Source organism: Bacillus pacificus, assembly GCF_020861345.1.
Classification (GTDB): Bacteria; Bacillota; Bacilli; order Bacillales; family Bacillaceae_G; genus Bacillus_A; species Bacillus_A pacificus.
On the sequence record NZ_CP086328.1, the window covers coordinates 195044 to 214328 of the forward strand.

Here is a 19285-nt window from a genome sequence, read left to right on the forward strand (position 1 = left end):
GATAAAACTCGAGTTGCGGTCGATATACTACAAAACAGCCTCGATTAATTTTTTACAGGCTGATTTTTAATGAAGAAGTCCATAACATAAAATACTTCGTCATCAGGTATTTGTATTTCAAATGTATTTTCAATTGGCTGCAATGCTTTTTTTACTTTCATATACATCCAGTATTCATCTTGTCTTCGTTTCTCTTTATCTGGATGAGGGAGGAGGCTTTCTCCTTTTTGAAGACGGTCAACCATACAGCTCATATGAAGAATAACACCCATTAAACTGTCAGGAGTTAGCTGTAAGGAAATTAATTCTTGAATTGTATTTAATGCGTAACGGATCGTTTTAATAAGTAGTGCTCCGTCGTTACGCTGCATTTGTTGTTCAAGAATATCAGCCATTTTTGCATATGTTTCTTCATACGTAATTAATTCTTGAATTGGCTGAATCGCTGTGTAGTTTACAATATCTTGGAAATGATAAGTTAAGCATGGCACCTGCACATCGAAATTTGTGACGATACAAATGATATTCCGCTCTTTTTTTATGTTCTCAATCATTTTCGTTAAATCTTTTTCATGGACAATACTAATCGGAATGATTTCAATTAAGTCTTTGTCAAATCGCAAATAGTTCTCCAACATTTTTTGAATAGCTAAAGCACTGCCTTCCCCAGTTAAACAAGCTGTTAAAATAACAGATTTCATTGGTGATAGTGGCTTTTTCTTTTCTTCTTGTACGTTTAAGTAAAACGGTGTTAAGTTCTTTACTGTTTCATATAATGCATCTAACGAGTAGCCAAGCTGAGCTTTTCGAGCAGCTTCTAGTGCATGTGGAGTGCTCGTCATGGAAAGAACACGTACCGGAATTTTGAACTCAGTTTCTAATATATCACCAATATAAGCGAGAGATCCCATATCAACGAGTAAGAGAAGCCCGTTTACATTTTGGAGTGTTTTCATATACACTTTCACACGCTCTAAGAAATCTTTCGGCGATTCATGTAACGGCATATCGATACCGGTTACTTCCTCAATGCCGAGCAGTTCGTTTGCGACGTTTGCCATTTCTGTTGCTATGCCGTTGCCGTGCGCTAATATTAATACTTTTACTTCTGTTTGTGAGGCAGGAATTGGATCAACAACGAAGAACATTGTTAAAAAGCCTGCTTCATCGATAGGCATTGTTATTTGTAATTCGTCTTCCAGTAGTTGAATGCATTGCATAGCTACGGAAAAAGCTTCTTTATATTTCGTACGAATTTGATTTAATTGTGGGTGATGAATTTGTTTTCCAGCTTGTAAACGTTGTAGAGTTGTCTGTACATGTAAGCTTAAAGCGAGAAATACTTTTTCATCGAATGTCTTGGATAAATGTTTTTCAGCAAGTTCAGCAATTTTTTCACAAACGGAAACGATATTACGATCTACAATTTTAAAAACATTTTCATGACTTGTTTTTTTTGACATTTGGTTAAAATATTGTACGAAAAAGCTTTGAATATCATTTTCTATTAGTAATTCTAATTCTTCCTCTTCAATACCACGAGCTTGAAGTTCTTCATATTTATAGTCAATATAATCGTAAATAGAAGACTGTTTTTCGTTTTCTGCTTTATGATTACTCCAACCTTCATCGCCTGTAAATATAAATGTTTCATTCGGTATTTGGTATAGATGACGGCTTTTTCTTTCAATGAAGAGCCCTTCCTTCATATACCAAGGTAAGTCTGTACTTGAAACATAGACAGAATCACGTTTCTTTGTCACGAAGTCAGAATAGGCTTTCGCACAGGCAATTTGTACATCTGTTTTTAATTGGCCGATGTTATTGGGACAATTGTAAAAGACGAAAGCACGCATTGCATTCGGACTAACGTGAATTTCTTTTCGCAAGCGAATTGCTTCATTTGTGAAAAATAGTTGCAGTAAAGCAAAACGTTCTTTATGTGTACGCTCACGAAGTGGTGGCAGCGTGACAGTCATTGGTATACGTCTTGTAAATGTTTTTAATAAAAATGAATTTGGTTCTTCTGTTGTTGCAGTAATGATCAATACTTGTGCTTTACGTTCGTTTTCTGTTTCTCCAAGGCGACGATATACTCCGCGGTCAATAAAGGTGAAAAGCATTTCTTGTCCCTCTGGAGGAAGGCGATGTACTTCATCTAAGAAAAGGATCCCTTCATGTGCTTTTTCAATTAACCCTTTCTGATCACTTGCCCCTGTATACGCTCCTTTTTTAATCCCAAATAATTGCCCGAGTAGTAGCTGTGGGTTATTTGCATAATCAGCACAGTTAAAGACGATAAATGGTGCATTTTTAGGAAGCTGTTCAACTTCAATTGCATATTCGTGCATTAAAGAAGCAAACATGGATTTTCCGACGCCTGTTTCTCCGAGCAGTAAAGTATGCATACCGTTTGGAGGATAGAGAATAGAAGCTTTCGCTTTTTCGATTGCGATTTTAAGGCTCGTATTTTCAACTGCAAATGTATCTAATGAAGTTACTTCTTTTGAATGCGTTTCCAACGAAGTGTTCGTTTCTATATAAAAACGAACAGGACGCGTATTTGTTTTTAATAAACGTTTATCTTTTACGAGTTTGTTTAAGTCGCTACTTACATTGGCTCGATCTAGCTGCAACAGGGTAGCGAGTTCTGATGCAGTTACACCTTCTGTATAATTGCCTTTTTGTATTGCGTTAAAAATGAGATCTATTCGTTTCATTTCTATTCACCTCGAAACTTCATCACTATTTAAAATTTTACACAAAAATGGGAAGGGTGGGAAGAGAAAAATAAAACAGCTTTAGCACATAGCACTAAAGCTGTTACAATCTTGTGTCTTTCCAAAAGTTTACTTCGAGATGAGAAGATGGATTATAGGGAAGAAGCTGGTATCCTTGTGACTGTAAGTAATCAATTACTTGTGGCAGTATTTGTACGGTTACACTCGAATCATGCATTAAAATTACTTCGACTTGTTCATCGCTCTGATTACGTACCCTTTCTAGTATGGCAGAGGGATTGTCATAGCTTTTCCAGTCGTATGTATCGATTGTCCAATCCCACATTTTATACTGGGCTGATACAAGTGCATCACGGTAATTCTTTTTTAAGTAAGGCATGCTACCATATGGGACACGAACGAGATGCGTATTTAAATTTGTAACTTGCTGAACGATGCTTTGTGCTTGTTCCATCTCTGTAATTAAAGCAGATGGATCACCAGTGTAAAGGCGCTTTACATCATGGGACATACTGTGAAGTCCGATATAATGTCCCTCTTTAATTAATCGTTGCATTGTCTTTTTATAATGTGGTACTTTTCCACCAATAACAAAGAAAGTTGCTTTTCCGTTCTTTTCTTTTAAGATGTTTAAAATTTGCGTAGTATATTTGTTTGGTCCGTCATCAAATGTTAAGTACGCGATTTTTTTTGTAGAAGAGGAAGTTTCGGTATTTGGATGATGTTCAGCAGGGGGAATTGTAGTTGCTCCTGCATGAGATGACGCGTACATAGTAATCGTTAAAAATAAAATAATGTATTGAAATACTCGCTTGATCATAACATTCACCCTCAGTTTGACAATCAAGATGTAAAAAAGAAAATATAATCCTTTTCTTATTATGTATATCTTTCTCCAATAGTGGAACTCTCAAACAAGCTATATTTTGGAAATATAAAATAACGAATAAAAAATAGCATCCTCTTATAAGAAAGAGGATGCTATTTGAATATTTCATAATAGTAAAGGCTATACTACAATTAGTCTTCGCGTTTTTTCACTTTTTTATAAAAGGAAATAAGTGGTTTGTAACGTTCATGTACAAGTCCAATTACTTCAGCAATAATCTCTGTAAAGAAGATTAAAACGAAAAGAAGAATAATGGATAACCATAATGTCGCACTAGAGAAAATGATTGCATTTACACTAAAGAAAATACCGAATGCGTATATAATTAGTACCGTTTTACGATGAGAGAAGCCCATTGCAAGTAAACGGTGATGTAAATGCGACTTATCTGGTGCTGAAATAGGTTTTTTATTTACGATACGACGGATAATTGCAAATGTCGTATCAAATACAGGCACGCCTAAAATGATAACTGGAACGATAAAGCTGAATAGCGTTACACTTTTGTATAATCCAAGTAACGATATAACAGAAATACAGTATCCTAAAAATAGTGCTCCTGTATCTCCCATGAAAATTTTTGCTGGATGGAAGTTGTAGAATAAAAATCCAATTGTACTTGCTAATGTAATTAATGCTAGTGGTAAGATAATAGCAGCTCCAGTACCCCATGGGCTAGTGAAGGCCATATATGCTAGCGTTGCCAGTACGATAGATGAAATACCAGCGGATAATCCATCTAAGCCGTCAATTAAGTTGATGGCATTTGTAATACCTACAATCCAAAATACTGTAATTGGGTAAGCAAGCCATCCAAGTTCAGTATCCCCGAGGATTGGAATATATAATACTTGCACTAATAATCCACTTTTTACAATCATAATGGCAACTAATAGTTGTCCACCGAATTTTACCTTCGCAGATAACTCGTACATATCATCTAAAATACCGATGATTACAATGATAATCGCACCTAGCGTTATCGATAACATTCTTTGTTCGTATAAGCCACCGACAACAAATCCAACAGCCACACCAATAAATATTGCTAACCCGCCAAGACGAGGCATAATCTTTTGGTGCACTTTACGCGCGTTTGGCTTATCTGTTGCTCCTATTTTAAAAGCTAACTTAATAACTAAAGGAGTAACGATGAGTACAGTGATGAAAGATGCCAAAATGGCATAAATCACTTGTGAGTCCATTAATACCCCACCCTTTTATAGTCTAACGTAATTTTTTTTAATATATTTATCTGAAAATTATGATGTTTATTTACAGGCTCATAACATATGGTATCACAAAAAGATTAGAATTCAATCTTTTTTTCGTTTTATGGTAAATGGAAGCAGATAGAATATATGACAATGGTATACAGAATGTTGAATCATTTGAGAAGGTTAATCGTATTGGGCTTTGGAATATGACATTTTTTCTTTCTCTTTAATAGCGAATAATTTTATTTCAATATTATAAGTGTTACACGTAGAAATGAGTAAGTTCCGTGTTAAAATGTGGGAATTTTTCGAGCCTGAACGTGCAGCTTTAATCTCGGTAAAATTTCTATTGGTTTTATGGACAATATTTAATTTTACAAAAACTTAAAAAAGAATGAAGAAAGCAATTCATATAATAAAGAAGTAAAAGAGTTTTCTCATTTTTAATGTGAGAGGGGGAAGCACAGGGGAAATTCTATGTATTCGTATATTTTCTATTGTATATTCCTGTGCGAAAAGGAAATGAAAATTACGATAATAGGTACCGGATACGTTGGGTTGATTACAGGAGTAGGATTGGCAGTATTGGGACATTCGGTTACATGTTTTGATATAGATGATGAGAAAATTGAACGGATAAAACAAGGGGATCTGCCTATTTATGAAGCTGGCTTATATGAATTAATACATGATGCGTGTGAGAATAATCGTTTAACTTTTACAGCAAGTAAAGAAGAAGCATTTCATGATGCAGAATTTATATTTATTGCAGTTGGAACGCCATCGTTATTAGATGGGACAGCAGATTTAACATATATTCAAAATGCATGTTTTGATATTGGAGCATATGCGACTAAAGACATTATTGTTGTTACAAAAAGTACTGTTCCTGTAGGGACGAATGGTGCTATGAGGGGATGGATTGAGGAGAAATTACAAAATAGGCATGAATTACATATTGTATCGAATCCCGAATTTTTACGGGAGGGTTCAGGGATTTACGATTTTTTTCAGGGAGATCGTATTGTAATTGGAGCAGATAACGAGGAAGCGGCGCGAAAAGTTGAGAATTTATATAGTAAATTACATTTGCAAACGTATGTTACAGATATAAAAAGTGCAGAGATGATTAAATACGCATCGAATGCCTTTTTAGCGACAAAAATTAGTTTTATCAATGAAATTTCAAATATATGTGAGAAGGTAGGAGCTAATGTATTAGATGTTGCAAAAGGAATGGGAATGGATAAGAGAATTGGGGCGTCTTTTTTAAATGCGGGCATTGGTTACGGGGGATCGTGTTTTCCGAAAGATACGAAAGCGCTTGTGCAAATTGCAGGGAATGTGGCGCATGATTTTCGTTTGTTAAAAGCCGTCATTGAAGTGAATAATAAACAACAGTTGTTATTGATTGAGAAAGCGAAGAAAGTAATAAATATGAACAAGAAGCGGATTGCAGTGCTGGGAGCGGCATTTAAACCGAATACGGATGATATAAGAGACGCACCGTCCCTTATTATGATACAAGAATTAATTCATATGGGTGCGGATGTAGTTCTATATGATCCAAAGGCAATTCACAATATGAAAAATATCTTTGGGGAGACTATACAATATAGCGAATGTATAGATGAATCGATTAGAGGAGCGAGTGCGGCTTTTATCGTGACAGAATGGGAAGCAATCAGAGCTTATCCGTTAGAAAAGTACGCACAACTTATGAGAGAGCCTATTTTATTTGATGGAAGAAATTGTTATACTAATGAGGATGTCAAGAAACAAGGAATAGATTATTATTCCGTTGGAAGAGAAAGTATTCATAAGAGGGATTTTTCTGTTATTCGTTAAAAAGGTATGTATTCATGTATATTCTTATATGTCATAATAGGATTTGTAACTAGTGAAAGAAAAGAGGCAATGAAATGACTGAACGTTTAAAAGTAATGACAATTTTCGGGACACGTCCAGAAGCAATTAAAATGGCACCTCTTGTATTAGAGTTGCAAAAGCATCCTGAGAAAATTGAATCGATTGTGACTGTAACAGCACAACATCGTCAAATGTTAGACCAAGTATTAAGTATCTTTGGAATTACACCAGATTTCGATTTGAATATTATGAAGGATCGCCAAACTTTAATCGATATTACAACGCGTGGTTTAGAAGGTTTGGATAAAGTAATGAAAGAAGCAAAGCCTGATATCGTACTTGTACATGGTGATACGACGACAACGTTTATTGCAAGTTTAGCTGCTTTCTACAATCAAATTCCAGTAGGTCATGTCGAAGCAGGACTTCGTACATGGGATAAGTATTCTCCATACCCAGAAGAGATGAATCGCCAATTAACAGGCGTAATGGCAGATCTTCATTTCTCACCTACAGCAAAATCAGCAACGAACTTACAGAAAGAAAATAAAGATGAATCACGCATTTTCATAACAGGAAATACAGCGATTGACGCGCTAAAAACGACTGTAAAAGAAACATATAGTCATCCTGTACTAGAGAAACTTGGAAGTGATCGTCTTGTACTTATGACAGCTCACCGTCGTGAAAACCTAGGAGAGCCAATGCGTAATATGTTCCGTGCAATTAAGCGTCTTGTTGATAAGCATGAAGACGTACAAGTTGTGTATCCTGTTCATATGAACCCTGTTGTTCGTGAAACTGCAAATGATATTTTAGGCGATCATGGCCGCATTCATTTAATTGAGCCGCTAGATGTAATTGATTTCCACAATGTTGCAGCTCGTTCATACTTAATGTTAACTGACTCTGGCGGGGTACAAGAGGAAGCACCATCACTCGGTGTGCCAGTTCTTGTTCTTCGTGATACAACAGAGCGTCCAGAAGGTATTGAAGCAGGTACGTTGAAATTAGCGGGAACAGACGAAGAGACAATCTTTAGCCTTGCTGATGAGTTGTTATCAGACAAAGAAGCTCATGATAAGATGTCAAAAGCGTCTAATCCGTACGGTGATGGCCGTGCATCAGAGCGTATTGTAGAAGCAATTTTAAAACACTTTAATAAATAAAAAAAAGCCAAATCGCATGCGATTTGGCTTTTTTATTGCTGATTTCTCATAATCCACTCTGCATGAGCATTCGTAGAAGGAGGGGGATCAGTTGGTGTTTTGTTCTGATTCTGATTCGTTTCTTTCTTCGCTTTTTCGTTAGAGTTAGAATTTGAAGAAGGAGTGGATTCCGTTTTTGTTGTTGAATTTTCTTGCGTGGTTACCTTTTCTCCTAGTTCTTTTTTAATTTCGTTACGTACTGCCTCAACACCGTTTGGATCTGGAAGGAAGTAATAAATACCACCTATTTTTTTGTCTTCTCCTTCAAGTTTGAGTGTTTGTATTGTAGAAGGATCAAACCCAGAAAGTTTCTTGTAAAGAGCAAGGCCATCAGAAATAGGAATGTCAGTTTTTATATATTTTCCAACGACCGCTGTTAAATCTTTAATTTTAAATACGGTAGAGGTGGAATTTAGTTTTTGAGCAACAGCAGCTAGTAATTGTCTTTGTCTAGCGGCCCGACCATAGTCACCATTTGGATCTTGCTTTCGCATACGAACGTAAGCGAGTGCTTCTTCACCATTTAATTCTTGCTGTCCTTGCTTAAATTGGATTTTTTTGTAGTAATCTACGTCTGAACGCTCCCAAAAATCGAAGGGAACATCAACAGTAACACCGCCAACAGCATCAACAATACCTTTAAAGCCTTGGAAATCAATTTTAACATAATGGTCTACAGGTACTTTTAGGAAACCTTCGACAGTTTTGATTGCCATTTCTTCTCCGCCGTAAGCATGCGCAGCGTTAATTTTGTCCTCTTTATTCTTTCCGACAATTGGAACGCGACTATCACGAGGGATACTCATAAGCGAAATCTTTTGCGTTTTCGGATTGACTGTCGCAAACATTAATGAATCTGTACGACCGTTTTGGCCGTCTGTTGCATAATCTTCTATACCCATAATAAGGAGTGTAAAAGGCTCCTTTGTAATTTCTACATCTTCGGTTCTCAAATCCGATTTTTCACGAGTAAAACCACTATACATCCCCATGAGAGAAGAGTAGGAATTTAATATATAAAGTCCTACACTACCAAATAAAAATAAGAAAATAAGGAAGTAGAAAAACTTTCTTCTTCGTTTCTTTTTTATTCTGCTATTTTGGAGATGATAATAACGTTCTTCCATATATAATCTCCTTAGTTCATTTGTAGGAAAGTAATTCACTACATTAATCTTTAAAGGCGATACAGTAGTTATTCTTAGATAACATCTTGCTCTAAGTACAACATATCTCCTTCTGTAATTGTACATTTCCCATTTGTTAATTCAATCATCCAATCCGTGAATGCTTGTTTTCCATCTTCTTCTACATACGTATCAAATGTGACATTTTCGAGGTAATGTATATCTTTAATGGCATATTTTGAATTACGTAATTCATTTTCAATTTTGCCAAGTAATGTGTAATCAATTTCGGTCTGCATAATACGCATTAGCTTTCGCTCGACAACACCGACATGATTAATGCCTTCGCTTGTACATTTTCCATATGCGCGAATTAATCCACCAGCGCCCAGTTTGATGCCACCAAAATAGCGGGTAACGACAACGACGGTATCTTTTAAACCGCGTTTTTTTAGTACCTCTAACATAGGTACGCCAGCTGTACCACTAGGTTCACCATCATCATTTGCTTTTTGGATTTGATCTTGTTCGCCAATTAAATACGCAGAACAATTATGTGTTGCATTCCAGTTTTGTTTTTTGATTTTTTGTATGAATTCTTGAGCTTCTTCTTCGGTTGTAGCACGACTAACATAACAGATGAATCTTGATTTTTGAATAACAATTTCGTGTTCACCGTAGTCTTTTATTGTTAAATATTGTAATAACACTTGTATACGCCCCTATCCATCAAAATGACTAGTACTTTACATTTTAAAAGCGGGCGTTTTTATATTCAAACATTTTTTATAAATAAGCTGAAATTTTTGATGAGTATTTTACCTTTTTGTTGTAATTTGTCGAGATGATAAGTATAATTTCAAACCCGCATTTTCATGTATGGATGCACCATTTTTAGTTTTCGTGTAAAATTAGGAAATAAAAACTTTTTTATAAGGCAGGTACGAAAATGAAAACAGCTATTGTTACTGATAGTACAGCATATATACCGAAGCATATTCGTGATGAACTCAATATATATATGATTCCATTAAACGTTGTGTTTGGAACGGAATCTTATCAAGAAGAAGCTGAAATTTCAGCAGATGATTTTTATGTAAAAGTACGTGAGCAAGAAGAGCTTCCGAAAACTTCTCAACCAGCAATCGGAAAGTTTGTTGAGCTATATGAAGAATTATCTAAGGATTATGATGCAGTTATTAGCATTCATCTTTCAAGTGGGATTAGTGGTACATATCAAACGTCAACGACAGCTGGTCAAATGGTAGAGGGTATTGATGTATATACGTACGACTCTGAAATTAGTTGTGAAGTACAAGGATTCTACGTGCGTGAAGGTGCAAAGCTAGCAAGCGAAGGGAAGGATCCGAAAGAGATTATCGCCCGTTTTGATGAAATGAAGAAAACGATGGACGCTTATTTTGTAGTAGATGATTTACACCATTTACAACGTGGAGGCCGATTAAATAGTGCGCAAGCTTTCATCGGTAGTCTGTTACAAGTAAAGCCGGTTTTATATTTTAGAGACAAAATCATTATCCCGTTTGAAAAGATTCGTACGCGTAAAAAAGCGCTAAAACGTATCATTGAAATTTTTGATGAGCAAGCAAGTAAAGGTGTACCTATGGAAGCAGTTATCATTCATGCACAACGTGAAGAGGAAGCGAATGAATGGAAGGCAGAATTAGAAGCAAAATATCCTCATGTTACAATCCGCACAGGTTATTTCGGTGCTGTAATTGGAACGCATTTAGGTGAAGGTGCATTAGGCCTTGGATGGTATACGAAGTAATAAAGATATAAAAAGCTCTCTTTCGGAAGAGGGTTTTTTTACGGATATTTTACGTGAAGTTGACAAGTTAATATTTGGAAATGGTAAAATGTACGTAAAATAAAATAATGAGGAAAGTTTTATAACTTACTTTTTACAAGAAACTATATTATAATAGAAGAGAGGTGAAACATATGGAGCATAATTCTTGTTTATGTCCAAAGTTTGAGTCAGCTTTTACTTTGCTTAGTAAGAAGTGGACTGGCTTAATTATTAAATCTTTGCTGGAAGAGTCAAAACGTTTTAGAGAAATCGCAGATATTATACCGAATATGAGCGATCGTATGTTATCAGAGCGTTTAAAGGAATTGGAAAGCGAAGGCATTGTAGTTCGTAATGTTTATCCAGAAGTACCAGTTCGAATCGAGTATGGCTTAACGGACAAGGGAAAAGCGTTAGAAAGTGTTATGGATGAAGTCCAAAATTGGGCTGAGAAATGGATGAAATAACGTTTTGATTTCATCCGTATTAGTATATTTAATAAAACGTAAGGGAAACCTTGCGTTTTTTTCTTTGCTTAAAAAAACTTTTAAAACTCTACACATATATACAAAAATATGCATATTTTGCGATAGAGTTACATATAATATTACATTTGTTTTACAAAAGCGTAACATTAGCAAAAAAAATCCCGAATTATGGTATAAATTTTATAGGTTATATACGGAAAAAGAAAAAAGAAAGCGGTGTAAAAAATAAAATGAAAAAGCTAAAAATGGCATCTTGCGCATTAGTGGCAGGGTTAATGTTTTCAGGACTAACACCAAATGTATTTGCGGAAGATAAAATTTCTGACGTGAAATCACAAATTAATACACAAAATGACACTTTACATAAACAACAACAAGAACGTGATGAATTACAAAAACAAATGAATGACTTAAACAAAACAATTCAAGGTTTAGATAAGTCTGTTCAAGAGAATGCTGCAAAGCTTGATGAAACAACGAAAAAAGTTGCGGACACTGAGCAATTAATCGAAAAGAAAAATAAAGATATTGCAGAATTACAAACGAAAATTGCAAAACGTGAAGAGTTATTAAGAAAACGTTTAGTTGCACTTCAAGAGCAACCAAACACAAACGTTGTAACAGAAGTTCTTGTAAACTCTAAAAACGTTGCAGATTTAGTTGATCGTTTAACTTCTGTTTCTAAAATTCTTGAGTCTGACGAAGATATCATGAAAACACAACAAGAAGATCAAGCGAACGTGAAAAAAGATGTTGAAACGGTAAAAACAAAGCAAAAAGAATTAAAAGAAGCACAAGCTCAAATTGAAACTGCTAAAAAAGAACTTGACGCTGAAAAAGCGAAAAAAGCAGCGGCAGTAAACGATTTAAGCGGTAAAATGGATACAGTTGTAACTTCAATGACAAGTACGGAAAGTCAATTGAAAGATCTTGAAAAACAAGCATTACAATTACAACGTATTGCTGAACAAGAAGCGCAAGAAAAAGCTGCACAAGAGGCTGCTGCTCAAAAACAAGCAGAGCAAGCTGCTAAAGATGCGCAAGCTCAACCAGCACAAGCGGCACCAGCTCAGCCAGCGGCACCAGCAAACAACGGTGGACAAGCTCAAAAAGAAGAACCTAAAAAGGAAGAGCCTAAAAAAGAAGCACCTAAAAAAGAAGATAAAAAACCAGAACCGACACCAGGCCCAGCTCCAGTTCCTGGCGTAATTGGTAAAGCGCAACAATACTTAGGCTTACCATATGTTTGGGGAAGTGCATCTCCATCAAACGGTGGTTTTGACTGTAGTGGATTCATTTCTTACGTATTCGGTGTAGGTCGTCAAGATGTTAATGGTTACTGGAATTCAGTTTCTAAAGTAAGTAGCCCACAGCCAGGGGACTTAGTATTCTTCCAAAATACTTATAAAAATGGTCCATCTCACATTGGTATTTACGTTGGCAATGGCCAAATGATTCATGCTGGTGACAAAGGGATTGCTTACTCTAGCTTAAGCAGTAGCTACAACCAAAAACATTTCTTAGGATACGGTAGATTCTAGGATTTATAATCGAATAAAACATGTGTATAAAGTCGATAGCTTACTATTTTATAAGTAGGTTATCGGCTTTTTTGCGTTTTTACGAGATTATAAGAAAGGTTTATAGTAATGCTGGAGGTGAGTGCTAATGCTTGCTGGAAAACAGTTGCTATTAGAAGAACTCTCTTCAGATTTACGGAGAGAATTAAGTGATTTGAAAAAGAAGGGAGAGGTTGTATGTGTACAAGGTATAACGAAGAAGGCTTCTAAATATATATGTCAGCGCTGCGGAAATATAGAGCAGCGGCTATTTGCATCATTTTTATGTAAAAGGTGCGGTAAAGCATGCGCGTATTGCCGGAAGTGTATCACGATGGGGAGAGTTAGTGAATGTACTGTACTTGTTCGCGGGATTGCTGAAAGAACAGGAGAGTGTCATAAAAAACGGTTACATTGGAAAGGGACTTTATCTACTGGTCAGGAGTTGGCGGCGCAAGGAGTTATAGAAGCGATTAAGCAGAAAGAATCTTTTTTTATTTGGGCTGTGTGCGGGGCTGGAAAAACAGAAATGTTATTTTACGGTATAGAAGAGGTGCTTCAAAAAGGAGAAAGAGTTTGTATCGCAACGCCAAGGACGGACGTTGTACTGGAATTAGCGCCGAGATTACAAGAAGTGTTTCCGAGTATAACTGTAGCTGCTTTATACGGAGGGAGTGTAGATCATAAAAAAGATGCAGCGTTAGTCGTTGCAACGACTCACCAACTGTTACGTTACTATAGAGCGTTTCATGTGATGATTGTAGATGAGATTGATGCCTTCCCGTATCATGCGGATCAAATGTTACAGTATGCAGTGCAACAAGCAATGAAAGAGAAAGCAGCGCGTATTTATTTAACTGCAACCCCTGATGAAAAGTGGAAGCGTAATTTCAGAAAGGGGAAACAAAAAGGTGTTATTGTGTCAGGACGATACCATCGTCACCCGTTACCAGTTCCTCTATTTAGTTGGTGCGGAAATTGGAAGAAAAGCCTCCATCATAAAAAAATTCCTCGCGTGTTACTACAATGGTTAAAAATGCACTTAAACAAAAAGTATCCTATTTTTTTATTTGTTCCTCATGTGCAATATATAGAAGAAATAAGTCAGTTGTTGAAAGGGTTGGATAATAGAATCGATGGCGTGCATGCAGAAGATTCGATGAGAAAAGAAAAAGTAGCATCTTTCAGAAAGGGAGACATTCCGTTATTAGTTACAACGACAATTTTAGAAAGAGGAGTAACTGTGAAGAACTTACAAGTGGCTGTGTTAGGAGCTGAAGAAGAAATTTTTTCAGAGAGTGCGCTCGTACAAATTGCAGGCCGAGCGGGGCGTAGTTTTGAAGAGCCATACGGAGAGGTTATGTATTTTCATTACGGTAAGACAGAGGCAATGGTACGTGCGAAAAAACATATTCAAAGTATGAACAAAAATGCGAAAGAACAAGGGTTGATCGATTAATGCATTGTTTACTTTGTGATGAGTATATGGTGGAAACAGTTAGTTGGTACGCCTTCTTTGTAAAGTCCCCCAAAAAATATGTATGTGATAGATGTGAGCAAAAACTTTCCTATATTATAGGAAGAATTTGCATGGATTGTGGTCGTCCTTTAGATGACTTACCTACTCGATATAAAGAAAATGACATTTGCATGGACTGTATAAGATGGAGGAATGAGGAAGGATATCGTCCTTTTAAAAATCGTTCGTTGTACGTGTACAATGATGACATGAAAGGTATACTAGCGCAGTTTAAGTTTCGAGGTGATGCGGAGTTAGTTCGTATTTTTTATCAATCTTTTCGGGAGCTATTTCAAAAGTATTTTACGGACGTTTCAACTGTTATTGCTGTTCCGCTTAGTAGGGAACGGGAATATGAGCGAGGTTTTAATCAAGCAGAGTTATTAGCAGCTTGTTTGCCTGTCAAAAATTTTTATTCATCATTAAGAAGGAAGGAAACAGAAAAGCAAAGTAAGAAGTCGCGTAAAGAAAGGCTTTCGGGAAGTAATCCTTTTTATTTTCAGAGAGAAGAGATGTTTCATGGTCAACATATTTTACTTGTTGATGATGTATATACGACAGGAATTACAGTGAGACAAATTGGAAGTCTTTTCTATGATAAAGGAGCAAGCGAAGTTTCTAGTTTGACGCTCTGTAGAAGTTAATCTGTAACTGTCGAAAGGGATAATAAAAAGGCGATAAGTCTTCTTTGACTTCGTATGTTGTCATTCGTTATAGTGAAATTATGGGGCAAATGTCCTGATTTTTAGAGTGAAGGGAATGGAATGAACATGCAAGGAAGAGTAAAATGGTTCAATGCAGAAAAGGGATTTGGGTTTATTGAGCGTGAAGACGGTGATGATGTGTTTGTTCATTTTTCTGCTATTCAACAAGATGGATATAAGTCATTAGAAGAAGGGCAACAAGTTGAGTTTGATATTGTAGAGGGAGCACGTGGACCGCAAGCAGCTAATGTTGTAAAACTGTAGGTATATTGTTTTTGGGAAGAGAAAGCTGCGTTTGTGGCAACGTTATATATATGGTAGAACCTCTTGTTTTTTTGCAAGGGGTTTTTGTTATGAATGGAGTTGTCAAAAAGTTGTTTCTTTTCTGTAACGAATTGTCCACAGTTATATTCGTTATTCACGATGTTAATAGGATAAAATAAAGATAGAAACGATGCATCTTTTCATTTCAACAAAAAACGATAAAAAAATCGCAATTCCACTAATTTTTTTAAAAAAGTTAGAAGGAGTTTTTAAGCCGGTGTCGAAATTATAGTACATAGGCTTGAAAGGAGGAATTCATCTATGAAATTCAACATTCGTGGTGAAAATATTGAAGTAACTCCAGCATTAAAGGAATATGTAGAGAAAAAACTAAGTAAGTTAGAGCGTTATTTTGATACATTCCCAGAGATTAAAGTTAATTTAAAAGTATACTCTGACAAGCAACGTGTCGAGGTAACAATTCCATTTACTGATTTATTACTTCGTGCAGAAGAAACTAATAGCGATATGTACGCTGCTATCGATTTAGTAGTTGATAAACTTGAGCGACAAATTCGTAAACATAAAACAAAAGTAAATCGTAAGTTACGTGAGAAAGGTTCTATGAAAACGAACTTTATCCTTCCAGAAGCAGTAGCTGTTCTGGATGAGGTAGAAGAGGATGAACTAGAACTTGTACGTACAAAACGATTCGATTTAAAACCGATGGACGTTGAAGAGGCAATCCTACAAATGGATATGCTAGGACATAATTTCTTCGTCTTCACAAATGCTGATACAAATGAAACTAACGTTGTATATGGCCGTAAAGATGGGAAATATGGTTTAATTGAAACTAAATAATACTTCAAAAGCGCAGCCGAAATGGCTGCGCTTTTTTTATATTTTAGTTTTTGTTTTTCGAAAGGTGAGTTACTCTTTATGATTTGGAACAGGCATAGGTAAGTAGTTATCTCTATAAGTAATTTTTTGCTAGGAGTGTATTATTATTTTTGTTAATTTGTCAAAATGTTTACCATTATAAATATAACATTAAGTTTTCTGAATGCTATTGAGAGTACATCGAGAGATTGTTATTGTTATATTGCGTTATAGAGATTTTATTTATTCCCTCGGTGAAAAAATAAGATTAGTATAATGCTACAAATTATCGGAGGTGCTTTTAGTGAGTATTAAGAAAAAAAGTCTTTTTATGCTTGGATCTGTTTTATCTTTAGGTATTTTAGCTAGTACTTTCGTTTTAACCGAACCAGCTAATGCTGATACAAGGGATGATCATGTAGAATTTACCTTTAGACTTTGGAGTGCATATGATTTTACTAACGCACGTCCTAAAGAGACACCTACTTCTATGTATATGCGTGTGAAGAGCAGTGAGAAGGGCGGTGGTTCTTTCAATGTTTGGACAGAAGCGGATAAAAATAAAGGTAAAGGTGATAGAGATTGGGTAAATGTTTCAGGTGAGTCAGGTAAGCATGAAGGAACGGTGCGACCAGGTAAAACGTATCTTTTCCAAAATTACGCATATGAAAACTATGGGAAAAATGTACCTGTGAGATTCGGTGGTTATTCTAGAGAAAATAATGCTTATCCTACTGCTTGGAGTCCTGATAGTGTAAGACCTAGTGGACCTTACACTGAATATTGATTTAGAAATTATAAATTAAAATTATTTATTGTGTAACGTTAGAAAAAGTCGTCTAGTTCGTCATCTGGATTATACGACTTTTTCTACTATTTCATTTTTTGAATAGGAGGTGCTGCAATGAAGCTTATTTCAAAATATATTTTATTCTGTTGTTTTATATTGATTATTTGTTTATTAGCTTCTTGCCATAAGAAAGTAGATGAACCTATTGTAAATATTGAAGATACTTTAACGGAAAAAGATAATTTGAAAAGTATTCAGTTGAAAGGAATTAATAAAAATACTGTTTTTGAACAAGTATTTTTGGAAAATGAAACTGGTGATGATTTCTTTCAAGGGCAAATAGATAGAAATGATATTGCAATAAAAGATAGGCTTTCAGATAAAAATTTAAAGTCAGGAGTTATACCAGAAAATTATTATGTTTTTTTAACGGGTGTTACGAACAAGAAAAAACCAGCGTATCTTTTGGGGCGGATTGAACAAACTGATGGAAAAGTAATTGAGTGGAAACAAGAAGTTAAGAGTGTAAAAAGAAAAGGTACAAATGATGTTTATCAGTATGAAGTTGAGTTTCCTAAATTTGAAGGTGAGAGAGTAAATGTTTCCTTTCGTTACATCTGGTTAAATAAAGAAAATAAATGTTATGGTGTTGCGGATCAAATGTTCATATTAAAAAAGATTTAAATTTCATTAATGGTTTATGGAGGAGCTGTAGATGAGTTACTTTTTAGGAAGGATTTTAAAAGGTAGGATGTTTTGGTTGTCTTTATTTATTATGTTAGTAATTGTCATTGTTCAATATATTTCTATGTGTGTAACAACGAAAGGATTTAATGATGCTGGGATCATAAAGGTATCTCCATATTTATCTAACATTTTACATTTTAATAGATTACCATTTTATAGTGAATTTTATCTACTTATATTTCCTATGATTTCTGCAATGGCTGTAGCTGGGATTTATAGAATTGATAAAAATTATGGATTTATTTATCCTGTCATTTCTAAGATGGGAACGCGTCATTATTTTAGATTACTTTATTTTATTAATTTTATTGTATCTTTTTTTATTATAAGTGTCCCTTTACTATTTCATTTTTATTTATATGTGATGACTTATCCGACAGTTGCTCCGCATCCGATATTAAATTATATGGCTGCTACTGTTTCACCAACAGCTCAATTTCATACGGTTTATTATGAGTATCCGACTTTATATTTTCTTATGTATGTATTTTTAAATGGTTTATACGGTGCGGTTTTTTCAAGTTTGGCTTTATCAGTGTCATTTTTTATAAAACGAGTTTATTTTATTTATTTAGTGCCATTTATTTTACATATTTTTTGGCTTGGTATTGGAAAGGGAATTCTCAATCCTAAAGATTATTTAATTAAAGACTTCGGCTTTTTTGAATTACAAATTTTTCTTAGTGTGCTGTTATGTATTTGGTTTTGTTCTGTAGTTCTTTATTTACGGGGGAGTAGGAAGCATGTTCTTTTATAATGTAATGAAAGAAACTATAAGGATGAAATATATTTGGTTCAGTATTCTCTTTTTACTTAATGCTAGTATCATTGGTTGCTTGTTCAATTATTTTGAACCTGGAATTGTAAAAGAGAAAATGAACGAATTGGAAACCCTGTATAAGGTTATGTCGTTTTATAATTTGTCGACCATATTTATTCCTTTAACAATCGTTTTTTCTGTATATTCTATGTCGAATTTTTTTAGTATTTATGTAGTTTACCGAGTGAATAATGCATGGAAATTAGTTTCTATATATTATTTGAAACTATTCGTTTTCGTTTGTTTTTTCGCTGGGAGTATGATTTTACAGTTATTTTTGATGTCAAATATGATGGCTGTAAATAGTATTTCTGTGAATTATCCATTATTATTTTGCATTCAATTATTTGCGACTATTTTTATATGTATGATAAGTGCTTTATTGCAATTATTTTTACCTAGTTTACTTGTAATAATATGTATGATTACTGCCGTTTTATTAGATAGATTTATATTACATGGATTTTTATTTACAAATGCTTTTTATATAAATGTGTTTGAAGATGCTACTGGTTTACTTATACGCTTATTTGGATGTTTTTTTATCTTTTTTATAAGTGTATGGATTTTATCTAAAAAAAGTTATATTGCTATGAATGATGAGACAGAGGTGATCTAGTTTACATTATGATTTTATATCATTTGTTA

18 protein-coding genes are annotated in these 19285 nt (G+C 34.9%); 13 read left to right on the top strand and 5 right to left on the bottom strand.

Annotated elements, in window-relative coordinates; genetic code table 11:
- Positions 1 to 44: 44 nt before the first annotated feature.
- The 3 genes from LMD38_RS00880 to LMD38_RS00890 all read right to left on the bottom strand — a co-directional run bounded on the left by LMD38_RS00880 (position 45) and on the right by LMD38_RS00890 (position 4835).
- Positions 45 to 2720 (bottom strand): sigma-54-dependent transcriptional regulator, encoded by a 2676-nt coding sequence (locus tag LMD38_RS00880; RefSeq protein WP_061184236.1) that lies wholly within the window; start codon positions 2718 to 2720, stop codon positions 45 to 47.
- Between the two features lie 103 nt (positions 2721 to 2823).
- Positions 2824 to 3561 carry a polysaccharide deacetylase family protein gene (locus LMD38_RS00885; RefSeq protein ID WP_227585425.1) on the bottom strand — a complete coding sequence of 246 codons (738 nt, stop codon included), beginning with the start codon at positions 3559 to 3561 and terminating at the stop codon, positions 2824 to 2826.
- Positions 3562 to 3761: 200 nt separating this feature from the next.
- Positions 3762 to 4835, bottom strand: a complete 1074-nt coding sequence (locus tag LMD38_RS00890) for a UDP-N-acetylglucosamine--undecaprenyl-phosphate N-acetylglucosaminephosphotransferase TagO (protein WP_061184238.1) — start codon at positions 4833 to 4835, stop codon at positions 3762 to 3764.
- Between the two features lie 489 nt (positions 4836 to 5324).
- Between LMD38_RS00890 and LMD38_RS00895 the strand changes: the two genes are divergently transcribed.
- Together LMD38_RS00895 and wecB are read left to right on the top strand one after the other, a co-directional pair.
- The gene (locus LMD38_RS00895; protein ID WP_061184239.1) at positions 5325 to 6695 is read left to right on the top strand and encodes a UDP-glucose dehydrogenase family protein; all 1371 of its coding nucleotides are present in this window, start codon (positions 5325 to 5327) and stop codon (positions 6693 to 6695) included.
- A 74-nt stretch (positions 6696 to 6769) separates the two neighbouring features.
- Positions 6770 to 7885 carry a non-hydrolyzing UDP-N-acetylglucosamine 2-epimerase gene (gene wecB / locus LMD38_RS00900; protein ID WP_000140134.1) on the top strand — a complete coding sequence of 372 codons (1116 nt, stop codon included), beginning with the start codon at positions 6770 to 6772 and terminating at the stop codon, positions 7883 to 7885.
- A gap of 32 nt (positions 7886 to 7917) precedes the next feature.
- Here wecB and LMD38_RS00905 read toward each other — a convergent pair whose 3' ends face one another.
- Positions 7918 to 9051 carry an LCP family protein gene (locus LMD38_RS00905; protein ID WP_061184241.1) on the bottom strand — a complete coding sequence of 378 codons (1134 nt, stop codon included), beginning with the start codon at positions 9049 to 9051 and terminating at the stop codon, positions 7918 to 7920.
- 74 nt (positions 9052 to 9125) lie between these two features.
- On the bottom strand, positions 9126 to 9761 hold the full coding sequence (locus LMD38_RS00910; protein ID WP_016718930.1) for a YigZ family protein: 636 nt from the start codon (positions 9759 to 9761) through the stop codon (positions 9126 to 9128).
- A gap of 239 nt (positions 9762 to 10000) precedes the next feature.
- On the opposite strand from LMD38_RS00910, the gene LMD38_RS00915 reads away from it, so the two are divergent.
- From LMD38_RS00915 to LMD38_RS00965, 11 genes are all read left to right on the top strand, one after another.
- Positions 10001 to 10843, top strand: coding sequence for a DegV family protein (locus tag LMD38_RS00915; RefSeq protein ID WP_000844764.1), 843 nt, complete (start codon positions 10001 to 10003; stop codon positions 10841 to 10843).
- A gap of 173 nt (positions 10844 to 11016) precedes the next feature.
- Positions 11017 to 11331 carry a winged helix-turn-helix transcriptional regulator gene (locus LMD38_RS00920; protein ID WP_000400857.1) on the top strand — a complete coding sequence of 105 codons (315 nt, stop codon included), beginning with the start codon at positions 11017 to 11019 and terminating at the stop codon, positions 11329 to 11331.
- A 146-nt stretch (positions 11332 to 11477) separates the two neighbouring features.
- Positions 11478 to 12893, top strand: a complete 1416-nt coding sequence (locus LMD38_RS00925; RefSeq protein WP_228920141.1) for a C40 family peptidase — start codon at positions 11478 to 11480, stop codon at positions 12891 to 12893.
- A gap of 127 nt (positions 12894 to 13020) precedes the next feature.
- Positions 13021 to 14370 (top strand): ATP-dependent helicase ComFA, encoded by a 1350-nt coding sequence (gene comFA / locus LMD38_RS00930; RefSeq protein ID WP_227585649.1) that lies wholly within the window; start codon positions 13021 to 13023, stop codon positions 14368 to 14370.
- The gene (locus LMD38_RS00935) at positions 14370 to 15074 is read left to right on the top strand and encodes a ComF family protein (RefSeq protein WP_061184244.1); all 705 of its coding nucleotides are present in this window, start codon (positions 14370 to 14372) and stop codon (positions 15072 to 15074) included. Before comFA ends, LMD38_RS00935 begins: the two co-directional genes overlap by 1 nt.
- A 126-nt stretch (positions 15075 to 15200) precedes the next feature.
- Positions 15201 to 15398 carry a cold shock protein CspC gene (gene cspC / locus LMD38_RS00940; RefSeq protein WP_001162041.1) on the top strand — a complete coding sequence of 66 codons (198 nt, stop codon included), beginning with the start codon at positions 15201 to 15203 and terminating at the stop codon, positions 15396 to 15398.
- A gap of 321 nt (positions 15399 to 15719) precedes the next feature.
- Complete coding sequence (gene hpf, locus LMD38_RS00945; protein WP_000671190.1) at positions 15720 to 16262, top strand: ribosome hibernation-promoting factor, HPF/YfiA family; 543 nt, start codon at positions 15720 to 15722, stop codon at positions 16260 to 16262.
- 322 nt (positions 16263 to 16584) lie between these two features.
- Positions 16585 to 17067, top strand: a complete 483-nt coding sequence (locus tag LMD38_RS00950; protein WP_073530387.1) for a DUF2712 domain-containing protein — start codon at positions 16585 to 16587, stop codon at positions 17065 to 17067.
- Between the two features lie 117 nt (positions 17068 to 17184).
- Positions 17185 to 17754: a hypothetical protein gene (locus LMD38_RS00955; protein WP_228920143.1), complete on the top strand. Its 570-nt coding sequence runs from the start codon at positions 17185 to 17187 to the stop codon at positions 17752 to 17754.
- 31 nt (positions 17755 to 17785) lie between these two features.
- Positions 17786 to 18574, top strand: coding sequence for a hypothetical protein (locus LMD38_RS00960; RefSeq protein ID WP_227585651.1), 789 nt, complete (start codon positions 17786 to 17788; stop codon positions 18572 to 18574).
- Positions 18561 to 19256, top strand: a complete 696-nt coding sequence (locus tag LMD38_RS00965) for a hypothetical protein (RefSeq protein WP_061184246.1) — start codon at positions 18561 to 18563, stop codon at positions 19254 to 19256. The genes LMD38_RS00960 and LMD38_RS00965 overlap by 14 nt, the downstream gene beginning before the upstream one ends.
- Positions 19257 to 19285 lie beyond the last annotated feature (29 nt).